Genomic DNA, 25,426 nt, shown 5'->3' with positions numbered 1-25,426 from the left:
TATTGAGGTTTATATTGCCTGCAAAGTAAACTTCAATACTTAATAGATTATTAATATACGCTTAATTCGGCCACTGTAATTCCATTCCCTGCAATTACATGTGCGGCTTCAAATTTAAAATACCTTGCTGATACTTCCTGTTTTAATACAACGGGCTGCTCAATAGGGTTCGATTTGATGTTGGCAAATTCGCCCGAAGCTACCTTTTCCCAGGCTTTGCCATCTTTACTAACGTAAAACACATAGCTGTCCACTATACCGTCGGCCTGTTTGTCCTGCCTTGGTAAATAGCCGAATGCTTTTATCTTTTGCTCTTTACCCAGATCAACGCTGATCTGCTGCGGGAATTGCGCATCTTCTTTTTTCAGCGTGCTGTAAAGGCTACCGGTATTTTCATCAAAAGCGTTTTCTGTTTTTCCCCAGCCGTCGTTAGCGGCTGTAGCATCCAGTACCTTCCAGTCGGTTTTAGCGTATCCAAAAGAAACATAAGTGCTTTCGCTTTGCTGATCCTTACCCTCAAAACTACGGGCCTTAACCACCCCGCCTTCGTTCAATGTAAATGGCTTGCTGTAAACAGGCGAGCTCAAAGTAGGCTCATGTCCGTCAAGCGTATAATGGATAGCACTCACCGGAGCTTCGGTGGTGATGCTTACTTCGCCTTTTTTGTTGCGGGAAACTTTTGGCGCTGTTAAGTGCACAGGTTCTTTATAGATACCAAAATCGCTCAAAGCAATAGCCACCGGCGATGCGGTGATCCTCAACCTTAATTTACCCGCAGTTATATTTTGTGTTAAACGGATCAGCCTGTTGCCGCCAATGCTGGTAGCCTCCCCTATCTGCTCCCATTTACCATTTAAATAGGCATCAACAGCTACAGCTTCAATACGCTGCCCAAGCTTGATATTTTCGCGCAGGCGAATCACATTGAATGTTTTTGGCGAATGCAGATCGATAGTTAAAGTTGGCGTGGTTACTTTATCGTCAGTAGCCCAATAGCTGTAACGGTTGTCATCCACTAAAAACTGCGGACCGAATTTGGCTTTGTTACCGCCGCGTACATTACTTGCAGTAAGTGTAGCACCCTTTGCCAGGTTAACCGCGAAGGTTTGTTTCAGCAGGTTACCAAACTCAGTTAATGCTTTAACATCTATCTCGTTAACAATACCACGCGTATCGGGCGATAAACCCAGATCAAGCGCTGCGCCGCGACCTACACTTTTGTAGTAAAGATCGAGCAAAGTATATGGCGACTTTACACCTTCATCCTGTGTCTTATGATAAAACCATCCGGGGCGCAATGACACGTCGCATTCTGCAGGCATCCAGTATTTACCGTTACGGGTACCCTCTGTGCCTTCGTAATCTTTTACATAACCGTTAGCCGGGATTTTTCCTTCATCCGGTGCATGAGGTGTATAGGTAGCCCAGCAGGTTTCGCCTGCATGGCCTTCCTCGTTGCCTACCCAACGCACATCGGGGCCAACATCGCCAAACAATACGGCATTGGGTTGCAGCTTACGGGTAATGGCCCAGGTAGTATCCCAACCGTAATAGGTAGAGCGGTCAATTTTCCTTACTTCGTGTTTGCCACCGTAATAGCCATCACCACCATTGGCACCATCATGCCATGAAATAAACAGCGGACCATAGTTGGTGTACAGCTCTTTCAGCTGTTCGCGATAGATCTTTACATATTCGGCGGTGCCGTAGTTTGGATTGTTCCTGTCCCATGGTGAGCAATAAACACCCAGTTTCATGCCCAGCTTATCGCAAGCCTCACGGTACTCTTTCAGCATATCGCCCTTACCGTTTTTGTAGGGGCTTTTGCTGATATTATGTTCAGTAGTTTTGGTAGGCCAGATACAAAAACCATCGTGGTGCTTGGCAACCACTACCACACCTTTAAAGCCACCGGCCTTTGCGGCGGCTACGATCTGCAACGCGCTGAATTGTGATGGATTAAAGATCTTCGGGTCTTCGTCGCCGTAGCCCCACTCTTTGTTGGTATACGTATCAACACCATAGTGGATAATGCAATACATACCGGTCTCCTGCCAGTTGAGCTGCCCCTGCGTGGGCAATGCACCGTATGGCTTAGGCGCAGTTTGACTAAAGCCATTTAAGCCGGCCATTAGTAACAATAAGGCTATGCCTGTAAATTTCTTCATAATTGGTTATTAGTTTTTGAACCATGAGGACGGCACATCCTGCGGGGCCGAGCCATTAACACTATATTTCAACAACAGCTTAAAGCCGCCACCACCTTCAATAAAATCAAGCTTAAACGGATGCGCACCCATTTTTAGTGCAACCTGTCCGCTACGTTCCTGAGCCGAGTGGTTACCGTCATTATTTACAACAACCTTGTCGCCAATGTACAGCATACCGCCGTCATCGCAGGTTAAATAAAAGCTGTAAATACCATCGGTTGGCACATCGATATAGCCTTTGTAAGTGATACCAAATGATGGGGCTTTTACTGTTGAAGGCACCTCAATTTTATCGGTTGTAAATGTGCTGTCAACTTTAGCATCCTTCATTAAAGCCGTTTGTTTAAAAAACGCTTTATAGTAAGTGGCATTTAAACCAGGTTTTGGCGGGGCAATTTTTACCGGACCAAGCATTTGTTGTTGCGTATAGTTCAGGTTGTAAACATCGCCACGGGTACCAGCCGGGGTAAATGCGGCAACCCTTACCAGTTCTGACTTAGTGATTGTTAACTGTGATGGCAATACCGGTGATTTAACATCCGGCAAAGTGCCATCGGTAGTATAACGAATGGTAAGGCTTGATAGCGGAGATGCTATGCTCAGTTTACCTTCATTTGTAAACACATATTCATTGAGCAAATTAGGCAGATCAGGCAGGCGATAGTTGATCTTCAGGGCGTCCATCCTTTTGTACTGCTCAGTCAAACGTTTAAGGTATGAATCATATTCACCTTCCTTGTGTGTCCACAGCATTTCAGATAAAGCGGTTAAACGCGGCATGTACATGTAATCAGCACGTTTTTCAGAAGGGATCATTTCCGACCAGAGGTTAGCCTGTGCGCCGATGATCGATTTCGCTTCTTCGGCATTCAGTACTTTAGGCACAGGGTTAAAATGATAAACCTTGCTTATCGAATACTGATCGGGTTGGTTATCAAAATAAAGCGGTTCGCCCGGTGTCATGATCACGGTGTTGCCGTTCTTTACAGCCTTTACCGGCGCGTCAGGCACCCAGGTACGCCAGTACATAATAATAGCCGTCGGACTGATGCCACCCTCAATTACTTCATCCCAACCAATCAGCTTACGGCCTTTGGAGTTAAAGAATTTCTCCATGCGGTTAATGAAATAGCTATGCAAGCCAGCCAAATCTTTGATACCTTCTTTGGCCATTAAGGCTTTACAGGCATCCGATTTACCCCAATTGGTACGGTCAACCTCGTCACCGCCAATGTGAATGTATTTAGACGGGAAGATCTGCATGATCTCGCTGAATACATTCTCGGCAAACTCGAAGGTTGTTTCGTTGCAAGGGCAGATAGGTTTGGTAAACAGGTCGCCCCATTTGTTTTCGCCATCGCAGGTTAAAAACGGGTACGAGTTGATGGCTGCCATCATATGCCCCGGCATATCAATTTCAGGAACAATATCGATGTGACGTGCTGCTGCATAAGCCACAACGCCTTTCATTTCCTCCTGGGTATAAAAACCGCCGTACATGGTTTTACCGTTTTTTTGGATGATATGCTCTTTATCAATCACAAAATCCGGATTATCCTTAGCTTTTTTCATACACGCCGAATCCTGGTTGTTGAAAGTGCGCCACGCACCGGCTTCAGTAAGCAGTGGATATTTTTTTATTTCGATGCGCCAGCCCTGGTCGTCGGTTAAGTGCAGGTGCAGCTTGTTCATCTTGTACAAGGCCATCCTGTCGATAAACTTTTTCAGGTAGCTAACAGAAAAGAAGTGCCTCGATACGTCAAGGTGCATCCCGCGCCATTCGTAAACCGGTGCGTCATCAATAACCACAACAGGCAACGAAAGCTGCTTTTGCACAATACCGGCTTCAATACCAACCGGCAATAATTGACGGATAGTTTCTACCGCGTGGAACACACCGGCAGGGTCTTTTGCACGAATTACAACCTGCTCTTTAGTAACGCTCATGCGGTAAGCTTCGGGAGTGGTTATGCTTGCATCATAAACCAGGTTAATGGCATGCGCCTTTTTTACCTTGCTCACGTCAACAGGTTTACCTAAGCCTTTACGAAGCAGATCTTTCAGGGCATAAGCTTCCGTATTAAAAGCATTGGAGGTTACAATTCCGGTTTGCACGTTGATTATAAACGAGCCTTCGCCTGCAGTTAACTGCGCGGGATATGGGATCAACGGAAATTTTGCCGCTGTTTCCTGGGCAGTAGCGCCACCAACACAGGTAAGCATTAACGCCGCCACCGACAAATATTTTGAAATACTTTTCATTCTCTTCTGTTTGTTATTTGTCGATAGATATAGTTCTTTCAGCTACATTCCAGCCGCCGATGGTTACAGCAAGGTTTTTATCAGCGCCAGGATTGTGGTCGATAACCACTTTTTTGGTTTGGCCAGGTAATACCGTTACGTAGTTATCACTGTAAAACGCCGGAAGGATCCGTTGTTTGCTATCAGCATTAACTAATGACAAACGGTTAAAAAATGCCAAAGCACCGTTTCCTTCATTTGTCAGGGTCACTTCAACCTTGCCATTTTTTAGGTATTTGGCCGTGGCACCCAAATTACCGGCAGGCATTTTTTGCAGACCCGAAAAATCACCATTGGCATCGGGCAACCAGTAGATATTTTCGCTGATCACTTCTTTATCAGATTTAAGCAATTGCAGGCAAAGGAATATCCCTTTGTCTTTAGCTTCTTTCTCAATTTCTTTTTTCAGCGATAGATAGCGCTTGGTTGTGGTAGGCGTTACATCGGCAAAAACCTGCGTTAATACCTTTTCTTTGCCGTCCATATCATAAGTTTTGGCTACCAGCAGCATATTGCTATGCGTTTTAAAGGTATTATTAGCCACCATCACCATGCCATCGCTTTGATTGTACATGATGTGCAAAGGCTCGCTGCCATTATGTAAACCGTAAAGGCAGGCGTTAGGGTCAAGATAATAATCATACATCTGGCCGCGCATGGCTGTCCATGGGTTTTGAGTTTTCCAGATGATGGTACCGGTGTACCAATCCCACATGTGCGAGCTAAAGCCTTCCATGAGGCCACGGTACTGATCATAATTTACCAGTTGAGCCTTGGTTGCAAAGTCCTCTACATTTTTGGCCTTGCCATATTTATCAATAGAGCCATCATAACCAATATATTTATGATAATCCCAAACAGGATCCATTGTTGTTTTCCCGGTTGAGGCATCATATTGAGGAAGAACCATGTTTTCGGCAGGGATAAAGCGCTTTAACGATTCATAATCGCTTACACCAACCGAACCTACTTCCGAGTTGAACGGATAAGTTCTATAATCCCAAAAAGTTGCAAGGCTTTGGATACCGTAAGGGCCGTCGCCATTGCCACCCTGCACATTACGCGACATTTCTTCGGAGTTTGAATACGGGATAAACCAACGGGTATTATCCAGCTTAGGCATAATGGTATCACGCAGGGCTGCAAAAATATCTTCGGGAGGTGTAATCTCGTTACCTCCGCACCAGATAGCCAGCGACGGGAAGTTACGTACCAGTTTAACCTGATCGGCAACTGATTTTAGATACAAATCATGATCATCAGGATATTTACGGCGGGTCCATTGGTCATCAGCTTTCATTGGATCGATCCAGCGACCATTACAATCACCCGAACCCCACATATCCTGGAAAACCAGCATACCGTATTTATCGCAAGCTTCATAAAACTCAGGACGTTCAATCAACGCACCACCCCAAACCCGGATCAGGTTCAGGTTCATATCACGGTGAAAACGAACTTCGGCATCATAACGGGCATCGGTAAAGCGCAGCATCTGATCAGATATGATCCAGTTACCGCCTTTAATAAATACCTTTTGGCCGTTCACATTAACCTGGCGGCTTTCAGTTTTGTTATTCCATTCGGTAGTGATCTGGCGTACACCAACTTCAATATTTTTTTGGTCGGATACTTTACCTCCGGCTACAAACTGCAAATTAAGCTTATACAAATTTTGCGGACCGTAGCCATTTGGCCACCAAAGCTTAGGGTTTTTCAGGCTGTAATCGGCCAGTTTAACTTCCTGTTTTGAGTTGGCTTTCAGGGTAACAGGCTGAGATACCAGTTTACCATCTAAGTTATACTGCAAAGTACCGCTCACAGCAGCACCTGTAGCATTTTCAACTTCAGCAGATACCTGTACAATAGCAGGCTGCTGTGCGCCTTCCGGCTGGCGGATGCCCGGAACCAGCGTAATTACATGCGGATCTTTAATAACCACAGCGCCGGTATGTTCAATAGTTACCTTATCCCAGATGCCGGTATTACGGTCACGAATAGGTTGGATCCAGTCCCAGCCTGCTGTATATTGAATGCCTACACCACGGGCAATGGTACCATCGCCGCCCTGACCTCCGTTAGGGTTACCAACAACATCTGGAGGGTAAACAACTACAGCCAAACGGTTATTGCCATTTTTGCTCAGCCATTTGGTAATGTTATAGCTCTGACGCAAAAACATGCCTTTGTGCAGTTTGTTGTTTAATTTGTGCCCGTTCAGGAAAACATCACAACTGTAATTTACACCACGAAAGTTAAGGTATGTTTGATTGCTGCCTGTTGGTGCAACTTCCTTAAAATCCTTAGCAAACCAATAGGTATAATAATCACGGCCTACTTTGTAAATGTCAGGGATCTTTTCATTGTTCATGCCGTAAAAAGGGTCGGGCACTTGTTTATTAGCAACTTGGGTTGTAAGCACAGTGCCGGGAACAACTGCAGGGTTCCAGGTAGCCAAATCGTAATTTGGTTGGGATATAGTTGCGCCGTTATCCTTAACACTATTCATTGAGGTGCATTTCCAGCCGCTATTAAGCTCATAACCGGTTTGCGCCTCCGCGTTCTGATAAACGCCTGAAGCAATGATTGATAACACTAATGAAAATTTAAACAATGCAGATCTGCCTGCCGAACGGGTTGTTGTCATTTATTTGGATTGGATGAATGATCAAAATTAAAAACTGCCAAATCAATTTAGCTGTAAAAACTTGGCTATATTATGTGTGATTTTGTCTGATTGAACGTCCGTCATTGCGAGGCACGAAGCAATCGCGAACTATACAGGGCGGACCTGCTAATCGGGGATTGCTTCGTACCTCGCAATGACGTTTATAATTAAAGTATCTAAATAACTTATTAATAAACTATTTTAAAACCTGCTGCTTCATTAAGGCCGCTTGCCTGTTGCAGTTTTGCAGGGATGCTGATATCAATACCATCAGCCACCTGTTTCCATTTAAGGCTTTGTGTGCTGCCAAGCAGGGTAACTTTTTTTACCTTTTTAATATCCTTTAGTTTTACAGATACCGTTGCTGGTAAAACCACTTTTTCCTGATCGCTCAGGGCGAAGGCATAAATAGTGTTGCTGTTTTTTGCTTTTGTATAGTATATATTACCTGTTGAATACGGTGCTACCGACTGGCTGGAATAGATCCCTTCGCCGTTGATCTTCATCCAGCGGCTGATGCCTTGCAAACGTTCGTAAGCTACGGGGTCCCAATCACCGTCAGGGCCGGGGCCGATGTTCATTAACAGGTTACCGCCGCGTGATACGATCTTCACCAATAGCTGTACAATTTGCTGTACCGATTTATAATGATCGCCGGGAACATAGCTCCAGGAGTTACCCATAGTTATGCAGCTTTCCCATGGATGATCAAGCGGAACTTCAGGCACTTCCTGCTCGGGCGTAGTATAGTTTTCATATTTGCCTGCTACAGTGCGGTCAACAACTATTAAACCTGGCTGTTTTTGCCTCCCCATGGCAGCAATCTTTGGCATATCGATATCCTGGTCAAACTTGATCCCGCGCTGCCAGTCAATAGTTGTATCAACACTGCTTTTAGGGCGTACCCATCCCCCATCAAGCCATAAAATATCAACCTTGCCATAATCGCTCATCAACTCGCTGATCTGGTTATAGGTAAAATCCTTAAACTTCTGCCAGCGCTCAGGATATTTTTTAGGGTCGTAGTTTACATTGCGATCTTTTGGCGGGAAGTATGGCCACCAATAGTTTTCACTATGCCAGTCGGGCTTTGAAAAATAAGCCCCTATCATAAAATTATCTTTCCTGAAAGCGTTAAAGATCTCTTTGGTTACGTTACTTCTTGGATTGGTTGAAAAAGGCGTTTTGCTACTCGTGATCTTATAATCGGTTTCTTTAGTATCAAACATGCAAAAACCATCATGGTGTTTGGTAGTGAAGATCACATATTTCATCCCGGCATCCTTTGCTGCCTTTACCCATTTTTCGGGATTAAACTTTGTCGGGTTAAAGGTGGTCTGCAAGTTTTCATAAGCTGCCTTGTAGCCGTTATAGGTGGCTCCATAGGGGCCGCGGCGTTGCGTCCAACCTTCGTCTTCGGGGCAAATGCTCCAGCTTTCAACTACTCCCCACTGGCTGTAGGTGCCCCAATGCATAAACAAACCAAACTTAAGGTCCTGCCAGTTTGCAATTTTTTGCTCAACCGCTGGGTCGCCGGCAGGAACATATTGCTTTGACATATTATGCTGTTGCCCAAATGTTTTAAAGCAACCAAAAACCAAAAGAAATGCTGTAAATAATCGTTTCATCAAGCTTTTATTTTATAAATTACTGACAATTTTATATGGTGTATTGCCTACACACTTTTTAAAATATTTTAAAAAACATCGCAACTTACATCATAAAATTTTTATTTTTCGGTTTTAATATATTATTATTGTTACACCAATATTAAGTTTTAAATTTAGTTGATTAATTAAAAATCGTCGGTTTGAGAGACAGAAAAGTTGATACGCTAAGGTTATGGAAACTCATCTGCAACAATGATGATGAGAATGCCTTTGAACTGTTTTTCCATGTGCTTAATAACTCGCTTATTAAATTTTGCGTGCTGTATGTGCATCAACGCGAAATTGCCGAAGAAATAGTTTCAGACGTATTTATTAAATGCTGGCTAAACCGTAAAAACCTCACCGAAATTCAAAACCCCGAAACCTATCTATTTGTAGCCGTAAAAAACCAATCATTAAACCATATTAAAAAATATTCTTCCATTCATCTTGTACAAATCGAAGAAACCAATTCGGTTGAATTTGTAAATACCTACAACCCTCAAAAGGAAATAGAAAACAAAGAGCTCATTTTCCGGATGGATCAGGCTATTGCCGGCCTTCCGCAGCAGTGTCGTATCGTTTTCAGGTTAATCAAAGAGGATGGTATGAAATATAAAGAAGTGGCAGAAATTCTCAATATCTCGCCCCGCACCGTACAAACTCAATTGTTTCGTGCAATCAAGAAACTTAGTGTCGTTTTGACACAATACAACAAACACAACGAACAAACATCTAAAGCCAAAGAAATCAACATTTTAGGATTAACAATTGCAATTTTTCAATTATTTTTTTTACACTTGTAGGTAATTAATCTAAATAAGTTGTCCTATCATAAAAAAGGATGCAATTTTAAGATGGGCAATGATAAATTTATAGAGCTGGCGGGCAAAAAACTGTCAAATGAGATCAGCTCTGATGAACATGACGAACTTCAGCGTTGCCTGGCAAATGATGCTTCCCTTCGCGAGCAATATGAAGCACTTTCTACTTATTGGAAACACAACGATACCGCGTATACCGATAATGCCCTCAGCTTTCAAAAAATAAAATCAAAAATTAAGGCACAGGAAGTTACCGAGCCTTCAACTAATATTACCCCTGGCAAAAAGGGCACCATCTATTACCTTTGGCGCGCAGCGGCAGCTGTTGTTTTGATAGCAGGCTGCGCTTATCTCTTTTATACAAAAACGGTTGTATCGGGCCATGAAATAGCAAATACATCGCCCAGTACATGGCAAAATAAAAATACCTTTGTCCGCGAGAAATCAGCGGTTGTACTGTCTGACGGCACTCGTATCACGCTTAACTCAAAAAGTTCGTTAAGGTACCCAACAAGCTTCACAGGTAAAACCCGCGAAGTTTATTTAAGTGGCGAAGCTTTTTTTGACGTACACAAAGACCATGAACATCCGTTCATTATCCACACCGAAAAAATGAACATCAAGGTGCTGGGTACCGCTTTCAATGTTAAATCATACCCTGATGACCCATCAAGCGAAACAACCCTGATCAGGGGTGCTATTGAAGTTACACTTGACGACCGACCGTCGGACAGGATTATTTTGAAGCCAAGCGAAAAACTAATCGTAAAAAAAGGGTCGTTTACCACTGTACGTAAAAAACAGGACAAACTTTCGCCGGCTACCGATAGCAGTGCGGGTACGCAATATGTTTTAACAAGCTTTACCCGTCTTCATCAGGATGATAGTGCCGTTTTAGAAACTTCCTGGACACAAAATAAACTTATTTTCAGAGATGAGAGCTTTGCCGATCTGGCCATCAGGATGGAACGCTGGTATGGTGTCAATATCAAGTTTAAAAATGATGAAATGAAGAAGTACCGTTTTACCGGTACTTATGAAAAAGAAACCGTTACCCAGGCACTCGACGCTTTGCGCATTACCGAAGATTTTCACTACAAAGTGAAAAACTCCGCTATTTATATTTACTAACTGTTACTTAGTCAAGTAAGCTGTAACTTCGCTTTACAATATTCATAATTGTTATACACCAATTCGTTCATTTTACACTATTACCTGTTCTAATTATAAAATTTATGTAAATTTAAACACCCCTAATAGGTGTTGACGACAGGTTTAGGTTATTGGTATAAATGAAAATACGGCTTACGTTAATATTAATCTTCAATTTACTGGCTATATTAACTGTATATTCACAAACCCGTGTCACTATTAATTTAAAATCAGCCGATTTTAAAAAGATAATATCAACTATTGAACATCAAAGCATTTATCATTTTGTTTACAGCGAAAGGAAGATCCCCGTTTTAAGCAAGGTAGATTTAAACGTTGATAACGAAGATGTTAAAAGCATTTTAGATAAAATTTTAGCCAACTCGGGCTTTGCCTATACCGAACTTGCCAATCACCTGATTGTAATTGCCCCTGTTGACGAAATAGTTAACATAGCTAAAGTGACAGGGATTGTTGCCGACGAAAATGGGGCACCGCTTGTTGGTGCTACAGTTAGGGTTAAAGGCTCAACTATGGGAGCTCCTACAGATCAGCAGGGTGCCTTTTCATTCGAAGCTCCTGACCAGTCAACATTGCTGATAAGTTTTGTTGGCTACATTACAAAAGAAGTAAAACTATCGGGGGCAGATCCTCTTAAAATTACGCTTACAGCAAGTAATATTTTAAGCGAAGTTGTTGTAACTGCGCTTGGTATAAAGAAGGACGAAAAAAAAGTTGGCTATTCGGTAACAACTGTTGGTGGCGACGTGCTTGATAAAGCAAAAGAATCAAATATAGCTTACTCCCTTGAAGGCCGTGTGGCTGGTTTAAGCATAAATGGCGTTAATGGCGGGCCGGCATTATCGGCACGCATTTTACTCAGAGGGGTTACCAGTTTTGGCGCAAGCGCCCCTTTATTTATCATTAATGGCATTCCTATTGATAACACCCAACGCGGTGCAGCCAATGAATGGGGCGGAGCCGATTTTGGCGACGGGATAAGCAACATCAATCCTGATGATGTTGAAAGTATGACTGTATTAAAAGGCCAGGCGGCATCAGCTCTTTATGGAGCGAGGGCAGCCAACGGAGTTATCCTGATCACAACAAAAACAGGAAAAAAAAACTCGGCGTTTGGGGTTGAGTTTAATACCAATTACCAAACAGATAAAGCCATTAATACTTTTGATTACCAAACTGAGTATGGCCAGGGCCTGTACGGCATCAGGCCCACAACTGTAACCAGTGCTATCAGCTCCGGTAACTTTGGCTGGGGCGAAAAACTTGATGGCAAACCAACTATACAGTTTGACGGAAAATATTACCCTTACTCGGCCGTTACCGATAATATAGATAAATTTTACCGGCGCGGATACACCTATACCAATACTGTAGCATTTAGCGGCGGTAATGAAACCGGTAGTTTTCGTTTGTCTGCTTCTGATCTTTCAAACGGATCGATTATTCGTAATAGTGGACTTAACCGTAAAACTTTTAATATTACGGCCACCCAGTCCGTAACCTCAAAGCTTGAGATTAATGTTGTAGCAAATTATATTAACGAATCATCTAACCTGAAACCTAATCTTAGTGATGGCCCTTTTAACGCAAACAACATTCAATATCTTGCTGCCAACGAGAGCCAGGCCACTTTACAACCCGGCTACACCAGTGATGGTGCCGAATTAAGGTGGAACGGAGATACTTATACTACAAATCCATACTTCACTGTAAATAAATTTGTTAATAATACCACCCGCAGCCGTTTAATATCTGCATTAAGTGCAAAGTATAACCTAACTAATTGGCTGTACGCACAACTCAGAATAGGCGATGATATTTTGTACGATAAAAGATTAACAATTACGCCTACGGGCACGGCATATTATCCTGGCGGCATGGGGGGATTGGACGAACAATCAAGCACACAACGATCTGAACTTAACAGTGATATTTTGATTGGCGTAAAACACGACCTAATAAAAAATCTTTTAAGTTTTGACCTCTCTGCCGGGGCCAATGTCAGAAAAAACACGTATGAATATACCCGGTTATTTGGAGGGCCATTTATAATCCCTAATTTTTACAGCTTCAATAACTTGAGTATAAAAAACAGTAGCTACAGCTATAAAAGCACCGAAACCCACTCAAGTTATTATTCGATAGATTTTTCGCTGAAAGATTACCTTACAATTTCAACTACAGGGCGTTACGATGCATACTCAACGCTTCCAAGCGACAACCGGGGTATTTTTACACCCTCAGTATCTGCAAGTTTACTTTTTACCGATCTGATCCATATTCCGTTTATCAGCCTTGGTAAGCTGCGTTTATCATACGCACAAACAAGTGGCGAACCTACCGATGCCTATGTAACAACACAGTATTATACAACTAATAATTCAATAAATGGAGTTTCGATAGGCAGTTTTAGCGATAGCCTGCCAAACCTGTTTCTTAAACCTTATACGCTTACAGAAAGCGAAATAGGTACGGACTTGAAATTTTTAAATGGCCGGCTGGGCCTGGATGTAGCGTATTTCCATCGCCGAACAAGAAATGAGATTATTAAAGGCGACCTGGACCTGGCAGCCGGTTTTGCACGGCGGTTTATACCCACAGGCTCAACTCAAAACAACGGCATTGAAATTGAATTAAACGGCACGCCATTTAAAACGGCTAATTTTAACTGGTCGCCTTCATTTAATTTCACCTATGTGCAAAACAAAATCCTTCAAACAGATGGCACTCCTGAATCAGCTAATATAAGTTTTGGAACTTACCGCCCTCTGAATGCCACTACGTCGCTGGTTAAGGGCTTACCTGGCCCGCAAATTATGGCTAACGACTATCTGCGAAATGACAAGGGACAAATCATTTTTGATGGAAACGGTTTACCCATGGGGGGGCCGCGCGTACCAATGGGCAGTGCCGTACCCAATATTTATGGCGGTTTAAATAATAACTTCGTATTTAAAAATTTCAACCTGAGTTTTCTGATCGATTACAGGTTTGGAAACAAGATACTTTCGGCAACTAACTATAACAGTATTTACCGGGGCTTTAATAAATTAACTTTAGCAGGCCGCGAAACCGGGGTGCTGGGTGATGGCGTAAATGAAAACGGCGAAAAAAATATGGTAGTGGCACAATCGCAGGCTTATTACCAGGCTTTGGCTCAAAATGTATCGGCATTGAATGTTTTAGATGGGAGGTTTATTAAATTGCGCCAGGTTACATTTGGCTATAATTTCGGAAAGGATTTCTTAAAGAATACGCCATTTGAAAGTATAACCTTCTCATTGGTTGGAAGAAATTTGTGGACTATTATGAAACGTACCGACAATATTGACCCGGAATCGGGCTTTTCGCCGGATATTAAATATGCAGGAATAGAGGGGGCGAGCCTGCCTCCTACGCACACTTACGGAATAAATATTAACTTTAAACTCAAAAAATAAATCACTTTAAAAATGGCATCCACCATAAAAAAAACTACCCTGCGCTGTTTGGCATTATTAACGGTACTATTGAATTTTTCGACCGTAAAAGCCCAGGCCCCTTTTTACAAAGACGCTTCGCAATCGATTGACTTGCGCGTGAAAGACCTTTTATCAAAATTGACGCTCGAAGAAAAGATCTCTCTGTTAGGCTACCGCAGCCAGGCCGTACCCCGTTTAGGTATCCCCGCTTATAACTGGTGGAACGAGGCATTACATGGTGTAGCCCGAGCCGGTGAGGCTACTATATTTCCGCAGGCCATTGGCATGTCGGCTACATTTAATGATGATTTGTTAAAGCAGGTATCAACCGCCATATCAACCGAAGCCCGTGCAAAATATAACCTGGCCATTGCGCAGGACAGGCACCTGCAATACATGGGCCTCACTTTCTGGACACCTAATATCAACATCTTCCGTGATCCACGCTGGGGCCGCGGCCAGGAAACTTACGGCGAAGACCCCTTTCTGACAGGCCGTATGGGTTCGGCTTTTGTTAAAGGCTTGCAAGGCGATGATCCTAAATACCTGAAAGCATCGGCCACAGCAAAACACTTTGCCGTACATAGCGGCCCCGAAGCTACCCGCGACAAATTTGACGCCAAGGTTGACGAAAAAGACCTGCGTGAAACTTACCTGTATGCTTTTCACGAGCTGGTTAAAAACCACGTTGAATCGGTAATGAGTGCATACAACCGTGTTAACGGCGTACCAAACTCTATCAATAAAGTGTTGCTAACCGATATCCTGCGGAAAGAATGGGGCTTTAACGGCCATGTAGTTACTGATTGTGGCGCATTGGATGATGTGTACCTTACCCACAAAACCCTGCCAACCGCCGTTGAAGTAGCTGCTGCTGCCATCAAAGCCGGCGTTGACCTGGATTGTTCGTCTATTTTGCAAAACGACGGTATCAAAGCAATTAAACAGGGCCTCCTTACCGAAAAAGATGTTGATCAAGCCCTGAGCGCCATATTACGCACCGAATTTAAACTGGGCTTTTATGATGATCCAGCCGCTAACCCATACCACGGCTACGGTGCCGACAGCGTTCATAATGAACAACATTTGGCTTTGGCACGTAAAGTCGCTCAGCAAAGCATGGTATTGTTAAAGAATAACAACAATGTTTTGCCATTCAAAAAAAGCAACTACTCAAGCATTATGATAGTTGGGCCAAATGCAGCTTCACTTGATGCTATGATAGCCAACTACCATGGCACCAGCAGCAAGGTGATCAATTTTGTTGAAGGCATTACCGGCGCGGTTGATAAAGCTACCCGTGTTGAGTATGATTTGGGTTGCGATTATAAAGATACCACCCATTTTGGCGGTACTTGGGCAGCCGGAAACGCCGATGCAACTATCGCAGTAATTGGCCTCTCCCCTGTTCTTGAAGGCGAAGCGGGTGATGCGTTCCTGGCCGAAAGCGGAGGCGACAAAAAAACACTAAGCCTGCCAGCCAGCGAAATTGCGTTTATGAAAGAGTTGCGTAAAAGCGTAAAAAATAAACCCCTTGTAGCTGTAATTACTGCAGGCAGCGATGTTGATGTATCGGCCATTGAGCCTTATGCCGATGCCATTATATTTGCCTGGTACCCCGGCGAACAAGGCGGTAACGCATTGGCTGATATTATCTTCGGCGATGTTTCTCCGTCTGGTCACTTGCCGCTTACCTTTTACAAAGACATGAGCGACCTGCCCGATTACAGCGATTACAATATGAAAGGGCGTACATATCGCTATTACACCGGCCCGGTGCAATATCCATTTGGTTTCGGTTTAAGCTATACCAGCTTTAACTATACCCTTGCCAGCAAATTAAAAACCACTTATAAAAAAGCAGACACTGTTGCTGTAACCGTAAATGTTAAAAACACGGGTAAGTTTAACGGCGATGAAGTGGTACAGGCTTATATCAAGTATCCAAATATCGACAGGATGCCGGTTAAAGAGTTAAAAAGCTTTAAACGCATCAGCCTGGAGCAGGATAAAGAAGGATCAGTTACTTTAAAGATCCCCGTTCAGGACCTTCAAAAATGGGACCTTACAACCCATAAATGGAAACTTTACCCAGGCAACTATAAGCTGGTATTGGGCAGCAGTTCGGCCGACGAAAAGTTGGTAGCTGATTTTAAAATAGCTAATTAAGACGCAGTTTAAAGAAATAGTTATATAAAAGCGTCATTGCGAGGTACGAAGCAATCCCCTATTAGCAGGTCCGCCCTGTACAGTTTGGGATTGCTTCGTACCTCGCAATGACGCTTTTTTGTTTTCCACCCGATGAACAGAATATAAATCCAAGGCTTCGGCTACTTACAGTCATTTGATAACAAGCTGTCCAAATCCTTCCCTATCCTGCTCCTATCTCCTGGGGTCTTTGCTAATTTTAAAGCCAGTTTCAAATGCGATACTGCTTTTTCATTATCAACATCAGTGTACAAATAGCCCAATAATACATGGTACAGGTGATTACTATCCAGCTTTAACTTTTCGGCCTCAATAATCGCTTTTTCTTTCCCTCTTACCTTTGCCAACGCGTACGCCCGGTTCAACGCCGCCGCAGGCGAATAAGCAGCAATTAGCAATCTGTTGTAGAGCATCAATATGTTTTCCCATTTTTCGGCATTATCAGTTTTAACCGTATGCCAATAGGCTATGGCGGCTTCAATATGATATTTGCCTGCTTCGCTACCTTTAGATGCAAGGTTGAGGTAGTGTTTACCTTTTGCTATCAGCTCATCATTCCAAAGCTTCCTGTCCTGGTCATCATAACGGATCATTTCGCCGTTATCATCTATCCGGGCATCAAAACGTGAAGCGTGAAAACACATCAATGATAATAAAGCATTTACCTCGGGCAGGTTGGTTTGCTTATTTTCTACTAGGAGATAGTTAAGCCGCATGGCCTCCAAACATAAGTCTTTACGCAATGTGGCACTTTGGCAACTGGAATAATAGCCTTCATTAAACAGCAGGTACAAAGTTTTGAGTACAATGCCCAACCGGTTAACAATATCGGCCGGCTCCGGAAAAACTATCTTTACCTTTTGCTCCCTAAGCTTCTCCTTTGCCCTGAACAGGCGTTTATTGATGGTTTCCTTATTTGATAAAAAAGCCTCGGCAATTTCATCGATCCCAAAACCGCAAAGGATCCTTAACGCAAGGCCAATCTGCGCTTCGGCCGAAAGGCTTGGATGACAAATGGCAAACATCATTTGCAGCTGGCTGTCGCTGATGTTTTGATCGGAAAGATCTATCTGAGTATCGTCACAATCATTCTCCGTAGCAAATCCTTCGGCTATCTTTTGCTTAAACTTTGAACCGCGCCTTACATAGTCTGTTGCTTTGTTACGGGCCACGGTATATAACCATGCTTTGGGATTATCCGGCAAGCCCCTGATCCCCCATGTTTCGGCAGCTGTGAGAAAAGTGTCACTGGCAATATCTTCGGCTGCTTCTATATGTTCAAAGCCGAAATAATGGCATAACACTGCTATTATCTTTTGATATTCGGAGCGGAATAAATGTGGTAAAAGCTGATCTTGCTGCATCATAAAGCAAGCAGCCTCCCGTGTATGGAAGGCTGCAAAATCATTCTACATTTCCATTGGGATAATAGGACGAACCTCAACGCTACCCCCTACCGATAATATCGGGCAGCCTTTTGATAGCTCGGTGGCTTCCTCCAGCGATGACGCTTTAATAATGCTGTAACCGCCTATCGCTTCTTTAACTTCTACATAGGGACCGTCGGTTACCACATTGTCTGGCTTAACTACGCTGCCGTTAGTATCCAACCTGTTGCCAACTGCAACCAGTTTGTTTTGTGCTGCAATACCGCCAATCCATTCGCGCCAGTAATTCATCATGGTTTGCATTTGCTCCGGCGACCGTTGTGCCGCGCTGGCTTCTACATCTCTTCTGAAGATCAATAAGAACTCGTTCATGTTTCTTGAATTTAATGGTTAAAAACCAAAAGACGATCAGGCTAACCGGAATTGGACAGGCGCGTGATTTTTTTATTAAAGTAATTAGAAAATATGAATTGAACTCATCAATTGCAATGAATACTTTACAATTCTATCATAAAACTACCTTGATTTCAACAATCTATTTAACTTAATTTTACATTATACATTACACTACCACATCATGAAATACAGAAAATTAGGAAACACCGAAGTTGAGCTTTCGGCTATTGGATTGGGCTGCATGGGTATGAACCATGCCTATGGCCAGCCGGATGATGATGAATCAATAGCAACCCTTGAAAAATCGATAGAAATAGGCATTAACTTTTGGGATACGGCCGATGTGTATGCCAACGGCCGCAATGAAGAGCTGGTATCAAAGGTATTAGTGCCAAATCGTGATAAGATCTTCATTGCTACCAAGTTTGGCTTCAGGGCTGGTGCAGACGGCAAACTTACCGAATTTGACGGCTCTCCTGCTTATATCAAAACAGCAGTTGAAAAAAGCCTTAAACGCTTAAAAACAGATGTGATCGATCTGTACTATGCACACCGTATTGATCCCAATGTACCGGTTGAGGAAATGGTTGGTGCCATGGCCGACCTGGTAAAAGAAGGTAAAGTAAAATACCTTGGTTTGTCCGAAGCTTCGGCCAACTCCGTTCGTCGCGCACATGCGGTACATCCCATCAGCGCCTTGCAAAGCGAATATTCATTATTAACCCGCGATGTTGAGGCTGAAATATTACCTGTTTGCAAAGAGTTAGGTATTTCGTTTGTGCCGTTTAGCCCGCTGGTACGTGGCCTGGTAACCAATGCATTGGACGTAACCAAACTGGCTGATAACGATTTCAGGAAAAGCCTTCCCCGTTACCAGGATGCAAATGCCGAAAACAATATGGGCCTGGCGCATGAATTTGCACAGCTTGCCGCTCAAAAACAATGTACACCTGCTCAACTTGCACTTGCATGGGTTTTGGCACAAGGCGATAACATTATCCCCATCCCCGGAACAAAAAGAAGAAAATACTTGCTGGATAACGCAGGCTCAGTTGATGTAGAATTGACAGCAGCTGATTTGCAGGATATTGAAACTGTTTTAGCCAAGTACCCAAATACCGGCGACAGGTACAATGAGGCTAATTATAAATTCGTTGATAGAAACTAACAACAATTGCATCACGCAAAGGCACCGTAGTCGATTAAACCTTGCGGCTTAGCGCCTTTGCGTGAAATAATATATCCTATGGCTTACAACGAAAAAATGGCCGATCGTATCCGCGAAGCATTGATGGATCTGCCCGTAGTGGAAGAAAAGAAAATGTTTCAGGGCGTTTGTTTTATGGTTGATGACAAACTGTGCGTTTGTGTGCGCGACAATGATATTCTATGCCGGATTGGCGAACAACAAGCACAGGTTGAACTTGAGAAAGGCAATTGCAATCAAATGTTAAGCGGTGAACGGGTAATGAAAGGGTATGTTTATGTTGAAGATTTCAACCTGCAAACCAGCAAAGATTTGAACTACTGGATAAACCTGTGCCTTGAATTTAACCCCATGGCCAAGGCTTCTGAAAAGAGGAAAAGTAAATAATTTCTTTCTCGGGAGCTACCAACCTTCAACAGAATTACAAAGAATCGTCATTGCGAGGTACGAAGCAATCCCAAACTATACAGGGCGGACCTGCTTATAGGGGATTGCTTCGTACCTCGCAATGACGTTTTTTCTATCCTTAAAGAAATAGCAACATTCTTACTTCTTCACCATTTTGTAATGCTTGATGCCAGCTTCTTCAAACTCCGGCCCTGATGCCTCAAAGCCCAGTTTTGCATAAAAAGGAACAGCCTGAGTTTGTGAATTAAGGTAGATATAATCCGCATCAGCTGGTAAATCGGCTAAAACAGCTTTCACCATTTCTGCCCCTAAGCCAAACCCTCTAAAAGCTTTCAATACAGCAAAGCGTTCAAGCTTATACCCGTTTTCGGTTTTACGCCAGCGGCATGCACCGGCAGGTTCTTCATCAACAGTAGCTAAAAAATGATGTGATACATCTTCGTTTTCATACTCTAACTCAGGCGGGCAGTTTTGTTCAACAACAAATACTTCGTGCCTAATGGCATGTACTATATCAAGTTCGGCTTGCTCCGTTACTTTTTTTACTATGATTTTTGCGGGCATTGATGTAATGCGGTTTCGTTTTAAAATTATTAAGTTTAGTAGTATGGTTTTCCCTTGCGGCATCTATCGAGTGCGTGCAGGTGATATCATCCTCTTCCTCGGCAAGATCGGCCAGTTCTACATAAAACTTATGGAGCTGATCAAGCTCTTTTTCGGTAATATCCTCAATATCAACCATACGGTTGCTTGCTCCCTGGTGCGATGCAAGCAGTTCGTTCAGTTTCAAATGTATAGCTTTTGAATCTTTGTTTTGTGATTTCTGGATCAAAAAAACCATCAGGAAGGTAACTATGGTGGTACCTGTATTGATAACCAGCTGCCATGTGTCAGAATAATGAAATAAAGGCCCTGTTATCCCCCAAACAATGATCACCGCGAAAGCGCCGATAAAAGCACCTGAACTTCCGGTGGCTATAGTTGCCCAGTTGGCAAAGCGTTCAAATAAATTCTTTTTTTTGTTTTTAACCATGGTAGCAGATTTTTACTGTTTTTGGGGGACTGCCTTGCTGCCATTAAACAACAAAGCGCCTGTACAACAAATGTACAAGCGCTTTTGTTAGTTTTTGATGAATATTATAATTTGCTGTAAACGTCGATACAGTTAAGATCTTCAAACGCAGCAGAAAGTCTTTTTACAAAGCTTTCTTCACCTTTACGTAACCAAACGCGCGGGTCATAATATTTTTTGTTCGGAGAATCCTCGCCATCCGGGCTGCCGATCTGGCTTTGCAGGTATCCTTCTTTTGATTTGTAGTAATCTTTAATGCCTTCCCAATAAGCCCACTGCATATCGGTATCAATGTTCATTTTGATAGCACCATATGAAATAGCTTCGCGGATCTCTTCCTGGCTTGAACCAGAACCACCGTGGAATACAAAGTTGATAGGTTTTTCGGCAGTTAAACCAAATTTTTGTTTAACATACTCTTGTGAGTTATGCAAAATAACCGGCTGTAATTTAACGTTACCTGGTTTGTAAACACCATGTACGTTACCGAAAGCTGCTGCTACAGTAAAACGAGGGCTTACTTTTGAAAGGTGCTCATATGAATAAGAAACCTCTTCTGGCTGGGTGTATAAACGTGAGCTGTCAACATCAGAGTTGTCAACACCGTCTTCTTCACCGCCGGTTACACCTAATTCAATTTCAAGGGTCATGCCCATTTTAGCCATACGCTCAAGGTATTTGGCCGAAATTTCGATGTTCTCTTCAATAGGCTCTTCCGAAAGGTCAAGCATGTGTGATGAAAACAAAGGTTTGCCTGTTTCAGCAAAAAATTTCTCGCCATGATCTAACAAGCCATCTATCCATGGTAATAATTTTTTAGCGGCATGGTCGGTGTGCAGGATAACTGCTACGCCATAATGCTCAGCCAAAAGGTGAACGTGCTTTGCAGCAGATACACCACCTAAAATACAGGCCTGAAGTTTTGAATTATCCAATGATTTGCCGGCGTAAAACTGTGCACCGCCATTTGACAGCTGAATAATAACCGGTGAGTTAACAGCCTTAGCTGTTTCCATAACTGCATTGATAGTATTAGTACCAATAACGTTTACTGCCGGTAAAGCAAACTGATGCTTTTTTGCTGCTTCAAATAGTTCCTGCACCTGATCGCCGTGCAGAACACCTCTATAATTTTTTAAATCCATTAGCGTTTATTTGGGGCTCGAAGTTATAAAATTTATTGAAATGAGTTAAGAATTGTTCAAAGTATATTAAAACGATAGTAAAAATAGGCTTAATTTAAAAATATGATATAATTCGTTAATAATCCAATCCTTTTATTGCGAAAATAACATTAAATAAGTACTTAAAATTTCAGCAAACAATTTACAGCTCTATAACTTTTTATATACCGGCACCACATGTTTAATATTTTTTGTTTCTTTGTACCCAATTGAAAGAGTTAGACACAGATATGGCATGGTTTAAACGAGAGTTGAAAGGGATAATTACGACCACTGAGGAGAAGAAGGAAGCCCCCGATGGCATCTGGAATAAATGCCCTAATTGTAAGAAACCTTTACACTATTCAGAACAGGTAGAAAATCAATATGTGTGCCATTACTGTGGCTTCCACCTGCGCATAGGTTCAAAAGAATATTTTTCGGTACTATTTGATAATAACGAGTTTACAGAACTTTTTCCTGACCTTACTTCCGGCGACCCACTTCATTTTGAGGACACCAAAAAGTACACAGACAGGCTTAAAGAAACTCAAAATAAAACAGGTTTAAAAGACGCAATAAGGGCTGGCGTTGGTAAAATTGACGGCCAGGACATCGTTATAGCCTGTATGGACTTTAACTTCATAGGCGGATCAATGGGATCTGTTGTTGGTGAAAAGATAGCACGTTCTATCGATTATTCGATTCAGCATAAAGTTCCGTTCCTGATGATCTCTAAATCTGGTGGTGCCCGTATGATGGAAGCTGCATTTTCACTGATGCAAATGGCTAAAACATCGGCCAAACTGGCTTTGCTGGCACAGGCAAAAGTTCCGTACATTTCTTTACTTACTGATCCTACTACCGGTGGTGTAACAGCATCATACGCTATGTTGGGCGATATCAATATTGCCGAACCGGGCGCGCTGATAGGCTTTGCCGGCCCAAGGGTAATTAAAGAAACGATCAAAAAAGACCTTCCTAAAGGTTTCCAGACTGCCGAGTTTGTACAAGAGCACGGTTTCCTTGACTTCATTGTTGACAGAAGAGAAATGAAAGAGAAATTAGCCTCATTTATTAAAATGATGGCCAGTTAACGATATAATCAATCTTTATATGGTAAGGGATAAGCTTAAATGTTTATCCCTTATTTTTTTGTCTCAGAAGCTGTTAAGAGTGGCTTTATCAAAAGACCGTCATTGTGAGCGCAGCGTGGCAATTGCGAACAGTGCAGAGGCATTTGCATAGTCGCTCCTTAAAGTTAAGGATTGCTTCGTGCCTCGCAATGACGAGCGGAGATGCCTGCCATTTTGACAATACATTAACAATTGGAACATACATTGATGATGCAATTGCAATAAACATTAAATCAACCATATTAAAATATAGTTATGCAAGAAAAAGGCAGCATTTCGATCCACACCGAGAACATTTTCCCGATCATTAAGAAGTTCTTATACTCTGATAACGAGATATTTTTGCGCGAGCTGGTATCAAACGCGGTAGATGCTACCCAAAAAATTAAACGTTTAGCTTCATTAGGCCAATACACTGGCGAACTTGGCGACCTGCGCGTTGAGGTAGCTTTTGATGCAGACAAAAAGACAATCACCATTAGCGATAACGGTCTTGGTATGACCGCCGAAGAGATCAAAAAGTATATCAACCAGATCGCTTTTTCAGGTGCTACCGAGTTCATGGAGAAATTCAAGGAAGCTAAAGATGCCAACGAGATCATTGGTCGCTTCGGTTTAGGCTTCTATTCGGCTTTCATGGTAGCTGATAAAGTAGAGATCCAAACCCTGTCATACCAGGAAGGCGCAGAGCCTGCTTTCTGGGTTTGTGATGGCAGCACCGAATTTGAAATCGGTGAAGGCATTTTAGAAGAACGCGGCACCGAGATCACCCTGTTTATCAATGACGAATCGGCTGAGTTTTTAAGCGAGCACAGGCTTCAGGAGATCCTTGATAAATATTGCAAGTTTTTACCTGTACCTATTAAATTCGGCACAAAAACAGAATCTGAAGAAGATGGCGTTGACGAAGAAGGCAAACCAAAATATACTTCAGTTGAGGTTGATAACATCATCAACACTACCAACCCTATCTGGACAAAAGCACCGTCTGAATTAAAAGACGAAGATTATCTTGACTTTTACAAACAGCTTTATCCATTCAGCGAAGATCCATTGTTCTGGATCCACCTTAATGTTGATTATCCGTTCAACCTTACCGGTGTGCTGTACTTCCCTAAGCTGAAAAACGATTTCGAGTTCCAGAAAAACAAGATCAAATTATTCAGCCGCCAGGTATTTATTACCGACGAGGTAAAAGATATTGTTCCTGAATTTTTAATGCTGTTACATGGTGTTATTGATTCACCGGATATTCCACTTAACGTATCACGAAGCTTTTTACAGGCCGACAGTAACGTTAAAAAGATCAACAGCTATATCACCAAAAAAGTAGCTGATAAATTGTCAGAACTTTTCAAAGCCGACCGCAAAGCTTATGAAGAAAAATGGACAGACATTGGCCTGTTTGTTAAATACGGCATGGTGAGCGAAGACAAGTTTTATGACAAAGCCAAAGATTTTGTGTTGGTGACCAATACAGAAAAAGAAAACTTCACCCTGCCCGAATACAAGGATAAAGTTGAAGCCAACCAAACAGATAAAGACGGTCAGCTGGTTTATATTTACACCAACGATCCGGCAAAACAGGATTCATTTATCCAATCGGCCAATAAAAAGGGTTATGATGTGCTGGTGATGAACTCGCCTATCGATAATCACTTCATCAGTCAGTTGGAGCAGAAATTAGAGAAAACATCCTTAAAACGCGTTGACGCTGATGTAGCCGACAAGCTGATTAAAAAGGATGATGCCCCTGAAATTGTATTAACCGAAGAGCAGACAACCAAAGTAAAAGGCATTTTTGATAAGGCCATTAACAAACCTGCTTATAGCGTTCAAATTGAAAGTCTTAACCCGGACGAGTTACCGGTTACCGTAACTATGGACGAGTTTATGCGCCGTATGAAAGATATGGCAGCTATGGGTGGCGGCATGAGTTTCTACGGTAATATGCCTGATAACTATAAAGTTATTGTGAATGGCAACCATAAATTGGTAAGCCGCATTTTACAGGAAGAAGACGAAACCGTACAAGCGCAGCTTTCAAAACAGGCATTTGACCTTGCTTTACTGTCGCAAGGTTTATTAACCGGCGCTGAATTAACCGAATTTGTTAAACGCAGCGTTAGTTTGATATAAGAATAACCAGGAAGTTATTTAAA

At 42.6% G+C, this 25,426-nt stretch carries 17 protein-coding genes; 8 read left to right on the top strand and 9 right to left on the bottom strand.

The genetic code is table 11. The features are described 5' to 3' along the window. Positions 1-50: 50 nt before the first annotated feature. The 4 genes from MTO98_RS12750 to MTO98_RS12735 all read right to left on the bottom strand — a co-directional run bounded on the left by MTO98_RS12750 (position 51) and on the right by MTO98_RS12735 (position 8,807). Positions 51-2,168, bottom strand: coding sequence for an alpha-L-fucosidase (locus MTO98_RS12750; protein WP_243487036.1), 2,118 nt, complete (start codon positions 2,166-2,168; stop codon positions 51-53). Positions 2,169-2,177: 9 nt separating this feature from the next. Continuing rightward, on the bottom strand, positions 2,178-4,472 hold the full coding sequence (locus MTO98_RS12745; protein ID WP_243487035.1) for a family 20 glycosylhydrolase: 2,295 nt from the start codon (positions 4,470-4,472) through the stop codon (positions 2,178-2,180). A 13-nt stretch (positions 4,473-4,485) separates the two neighbouring features. Continuing rightward, entirely contained in the window at positions 4,486-7,158 is a 2,673-nt protein-coding gene (locus MTO98_RS12740) for a glycoside hydrolase family 2 TIM barrel-domain containing protein (protein WP_243487034.1), read from the bottom strand. Positions 7,159-7,367: 209 nt separating this feature from the next. Beyond that, complete coding sequence (locus MTO98_RS12735) at positions 7,368-8,807, bottom strand: alpha-L-fucosidase (RefSeq protein WP_243487033.1); 1,440 nt, start codon at positions 8,805-8,807, stop codon at positions 7,368-7,370. A 182-nt stretch (positions 8,808-8,989) separates the two neighbouring features. Here MTO98_RS12735 and MTO98_RS12730 point away from each other — a divergent pair, with 182 nt between their 5' ends. The 4 genes from MTO98_RS12730 (at position 8,990) to MTO98_RS12715 (ending at position 16,455) form a co-directional block, all read left to right on the top strand. Then, entirely contained in the window at positions 8,990-9,634 is a 645-nt protein-coding gene (locus MTO98_RS12730) for an RNA polymerase sigma-70 factor (protein ID WP_243487032.1), read from the top strand. A 51-nt stretch (positions 9,635-9,685) separates the two neighbouring features. Further along, on the top strand, positions 9,686-10,783 hold the full coding sequence (locus tag MTO98_RS12725; RefSeq protein WP_243487031.1) for a FecR family protein: 1,098 nt from the start codon (positions 9,686-9,688) through the stop codon (positions 10,781-10,783). 161 nt (positions 10,784-10,944) lie between these two features. Next, the gene (locus MTO98_RS12720; RefSeq protein WP_243487030.1) at positions 10,945-14,265 is read left to right on the top strand and encodes a SusC/RagA family TonB-linked outer membrane protein; all 3,321 of its coding nucleotides are present in this window, start codon (positions 10,945-10,947) and stop codon (positions 14,263-14,265) included. A 12-nt stretch (positions 14,266-14,277) separates the two neighbouring features. Beyond that, positions 14,278-16,455, top strand: a complete 2,178-nt coding sequence (locus MTO98_RS12715; protein WP_243487029.1) for a glycoside hydrolase family 3 protein — start codon at positions 14,278-14,280, stop codon at positions 16,453-16,455. 161 nt (positions 16,456-16,616) lie between these two features. Here the strand turns inward: MTO98_RS12715 and MTO98_RS12710 are convergent, their stop codons facing one another. Continuing rightward, positions 16,617-17,861 (bottom strand): RNA polymerase sigma factor, encoded by a 1,245-nt coding sequence (locus MTO98_RS12710; RefSeq protein WP_243487028.1) that lies wholly within the window; start codon positions 17,859-17,861, stop codon positions 16,617-16,619. A gap of 42 nt (positions 17,862-17,903) precedes the next feature. Further along, positions 17,904-18,254 carry a YciI family protein gene (locus MTO98_RS12705; RefSeq protein WP_243487027.1) on the bottom strand — a complete coding sequence of 117 codons (351 nt, stop codon included), beginning with the start codon at positions 18,252-18,254 and terminating at the stop codon, positions 17,904-17,906. A gap of 205 nt (positions 18,255-18,459) precedes the next feature. On the opposite strand from MTO98_RS12705, the gene MTO98_RS12700 reads away from it, so the two are divergent. Continuing rightward, positions 18,460-19,446, top strand: a complete 987-nt coding sequence (locus tag MTO98_RS12700; protein WP_243487026.1) for an aldo/keto reductase — start codon at positions 18,460-18,462, stop codon at positions 19,444-19,446. Between the two features lie 78 nt (positions 19,447-19,524). Next, positions 19,525-19,872, top strand: coding sequence for a TfoX/Sxy family protein (locus MTO98_RS12695; RefSeq protein ID WP_243487025.1), 348 nt, complete (start codon positions 19,525-19,527; stop codon positions 19,870-19,872). A gap of 159 nt (positions 19,873-20,031) precedes the next feature. On the opposite strand, the gene MTO98_RS12690 is transcribed toward MTO98_RS12695, so the two are convergent. The 3 genes from MTO98_RS12690 to fbaA all read right to left on the bottom strand — a co-directional run bounded on the left by MTO98_RS12690 (position 20,032) and on the right by fbaA (position 22,110). Continuing rightward, positions 20,032-20,457, bottom strand: coding sequence for a GNAT family N-acetyltransferase (locus tag MTO98_RS12690; RefSeq protein ID WP_243487024.1), 426 nt, complete (start codon positions 20,455-20,457; stop codon positions 20,032-20,034). Then, on the bottom strand, positions 20,408-20,926 hold the full coding sequence (locus MTO98_RS12685; protein ID WP_243487023.1) for a low affinity iron permease family protein: 519 nt from the start codon (positions 20,924-20,926) through the stop codon (positions 20,408-20,410). Before MTO98_RS12685 ends, MTO98_RS12690 begins: the two co-directional genes overlap by 50 nt. Before the next feature lie 104 nt (positions 20,927-21,030). Further along, positions 21,031-22,110, bottom strand: coding sequence for a class II fructose-bisphosphate aldolase (fbaA, locus tag MTO98_RS12680; RefSeq protein ID WP_091220701.1), 1,080 nt, complete (start codon positions 22,108-22,110; stop codon positions 21,031-21,033). Between the two features lie 269 nt (positions 22,111-22,379). Between fbaA and accD the strand changes: the two genes are divergently transcribed. Together accD and htpG are read left to right on the top strand one after the other, a co-directional pair. Then, the gene (gene accD / locus MTO98_RS12675; protein WP_243487928.1) at positions 22,380-23,225 is read left to right on the top strand and encodes an acetyl-CoA carboxylase, carboxyltransferase subunit beta; all 846 of its coding nucleotides are present in this window, start codon (positions 22,380-22,382) and stop codon (positions 23,223-23,225) included. Between the two features lie 294 nt (positions 23,226-23,519). After that, positions 23,520-25,403, top strand: a complete 1,884-nt coding sequence (gene htpG / locus MTO98_RS12670) for a molecular chaperone HtpG (RefSeq protein WP_243487022.1) — start codon at positions 23,520-23,522, stop codon at positions 25,401-25,403. The last annotated feature ends 23 nt before the right edge of the window (positions 25,404-25,426 follow it).

Source organism: Mucilaginibacter sp. SMC90, assembly GCF_022811725.1.
In the GTDB taxonomy this organism is placed as follows: Bacteria; Bacteroidota; Bacteroidia; order Sphingobacteriales; family Sphingobacteriaceae; genus Mucilaginibacter.
Note: the sequence above shows the minus strand (reverse complement) of the source record. Positions and strands in the feature narration are given on the sequence as shown.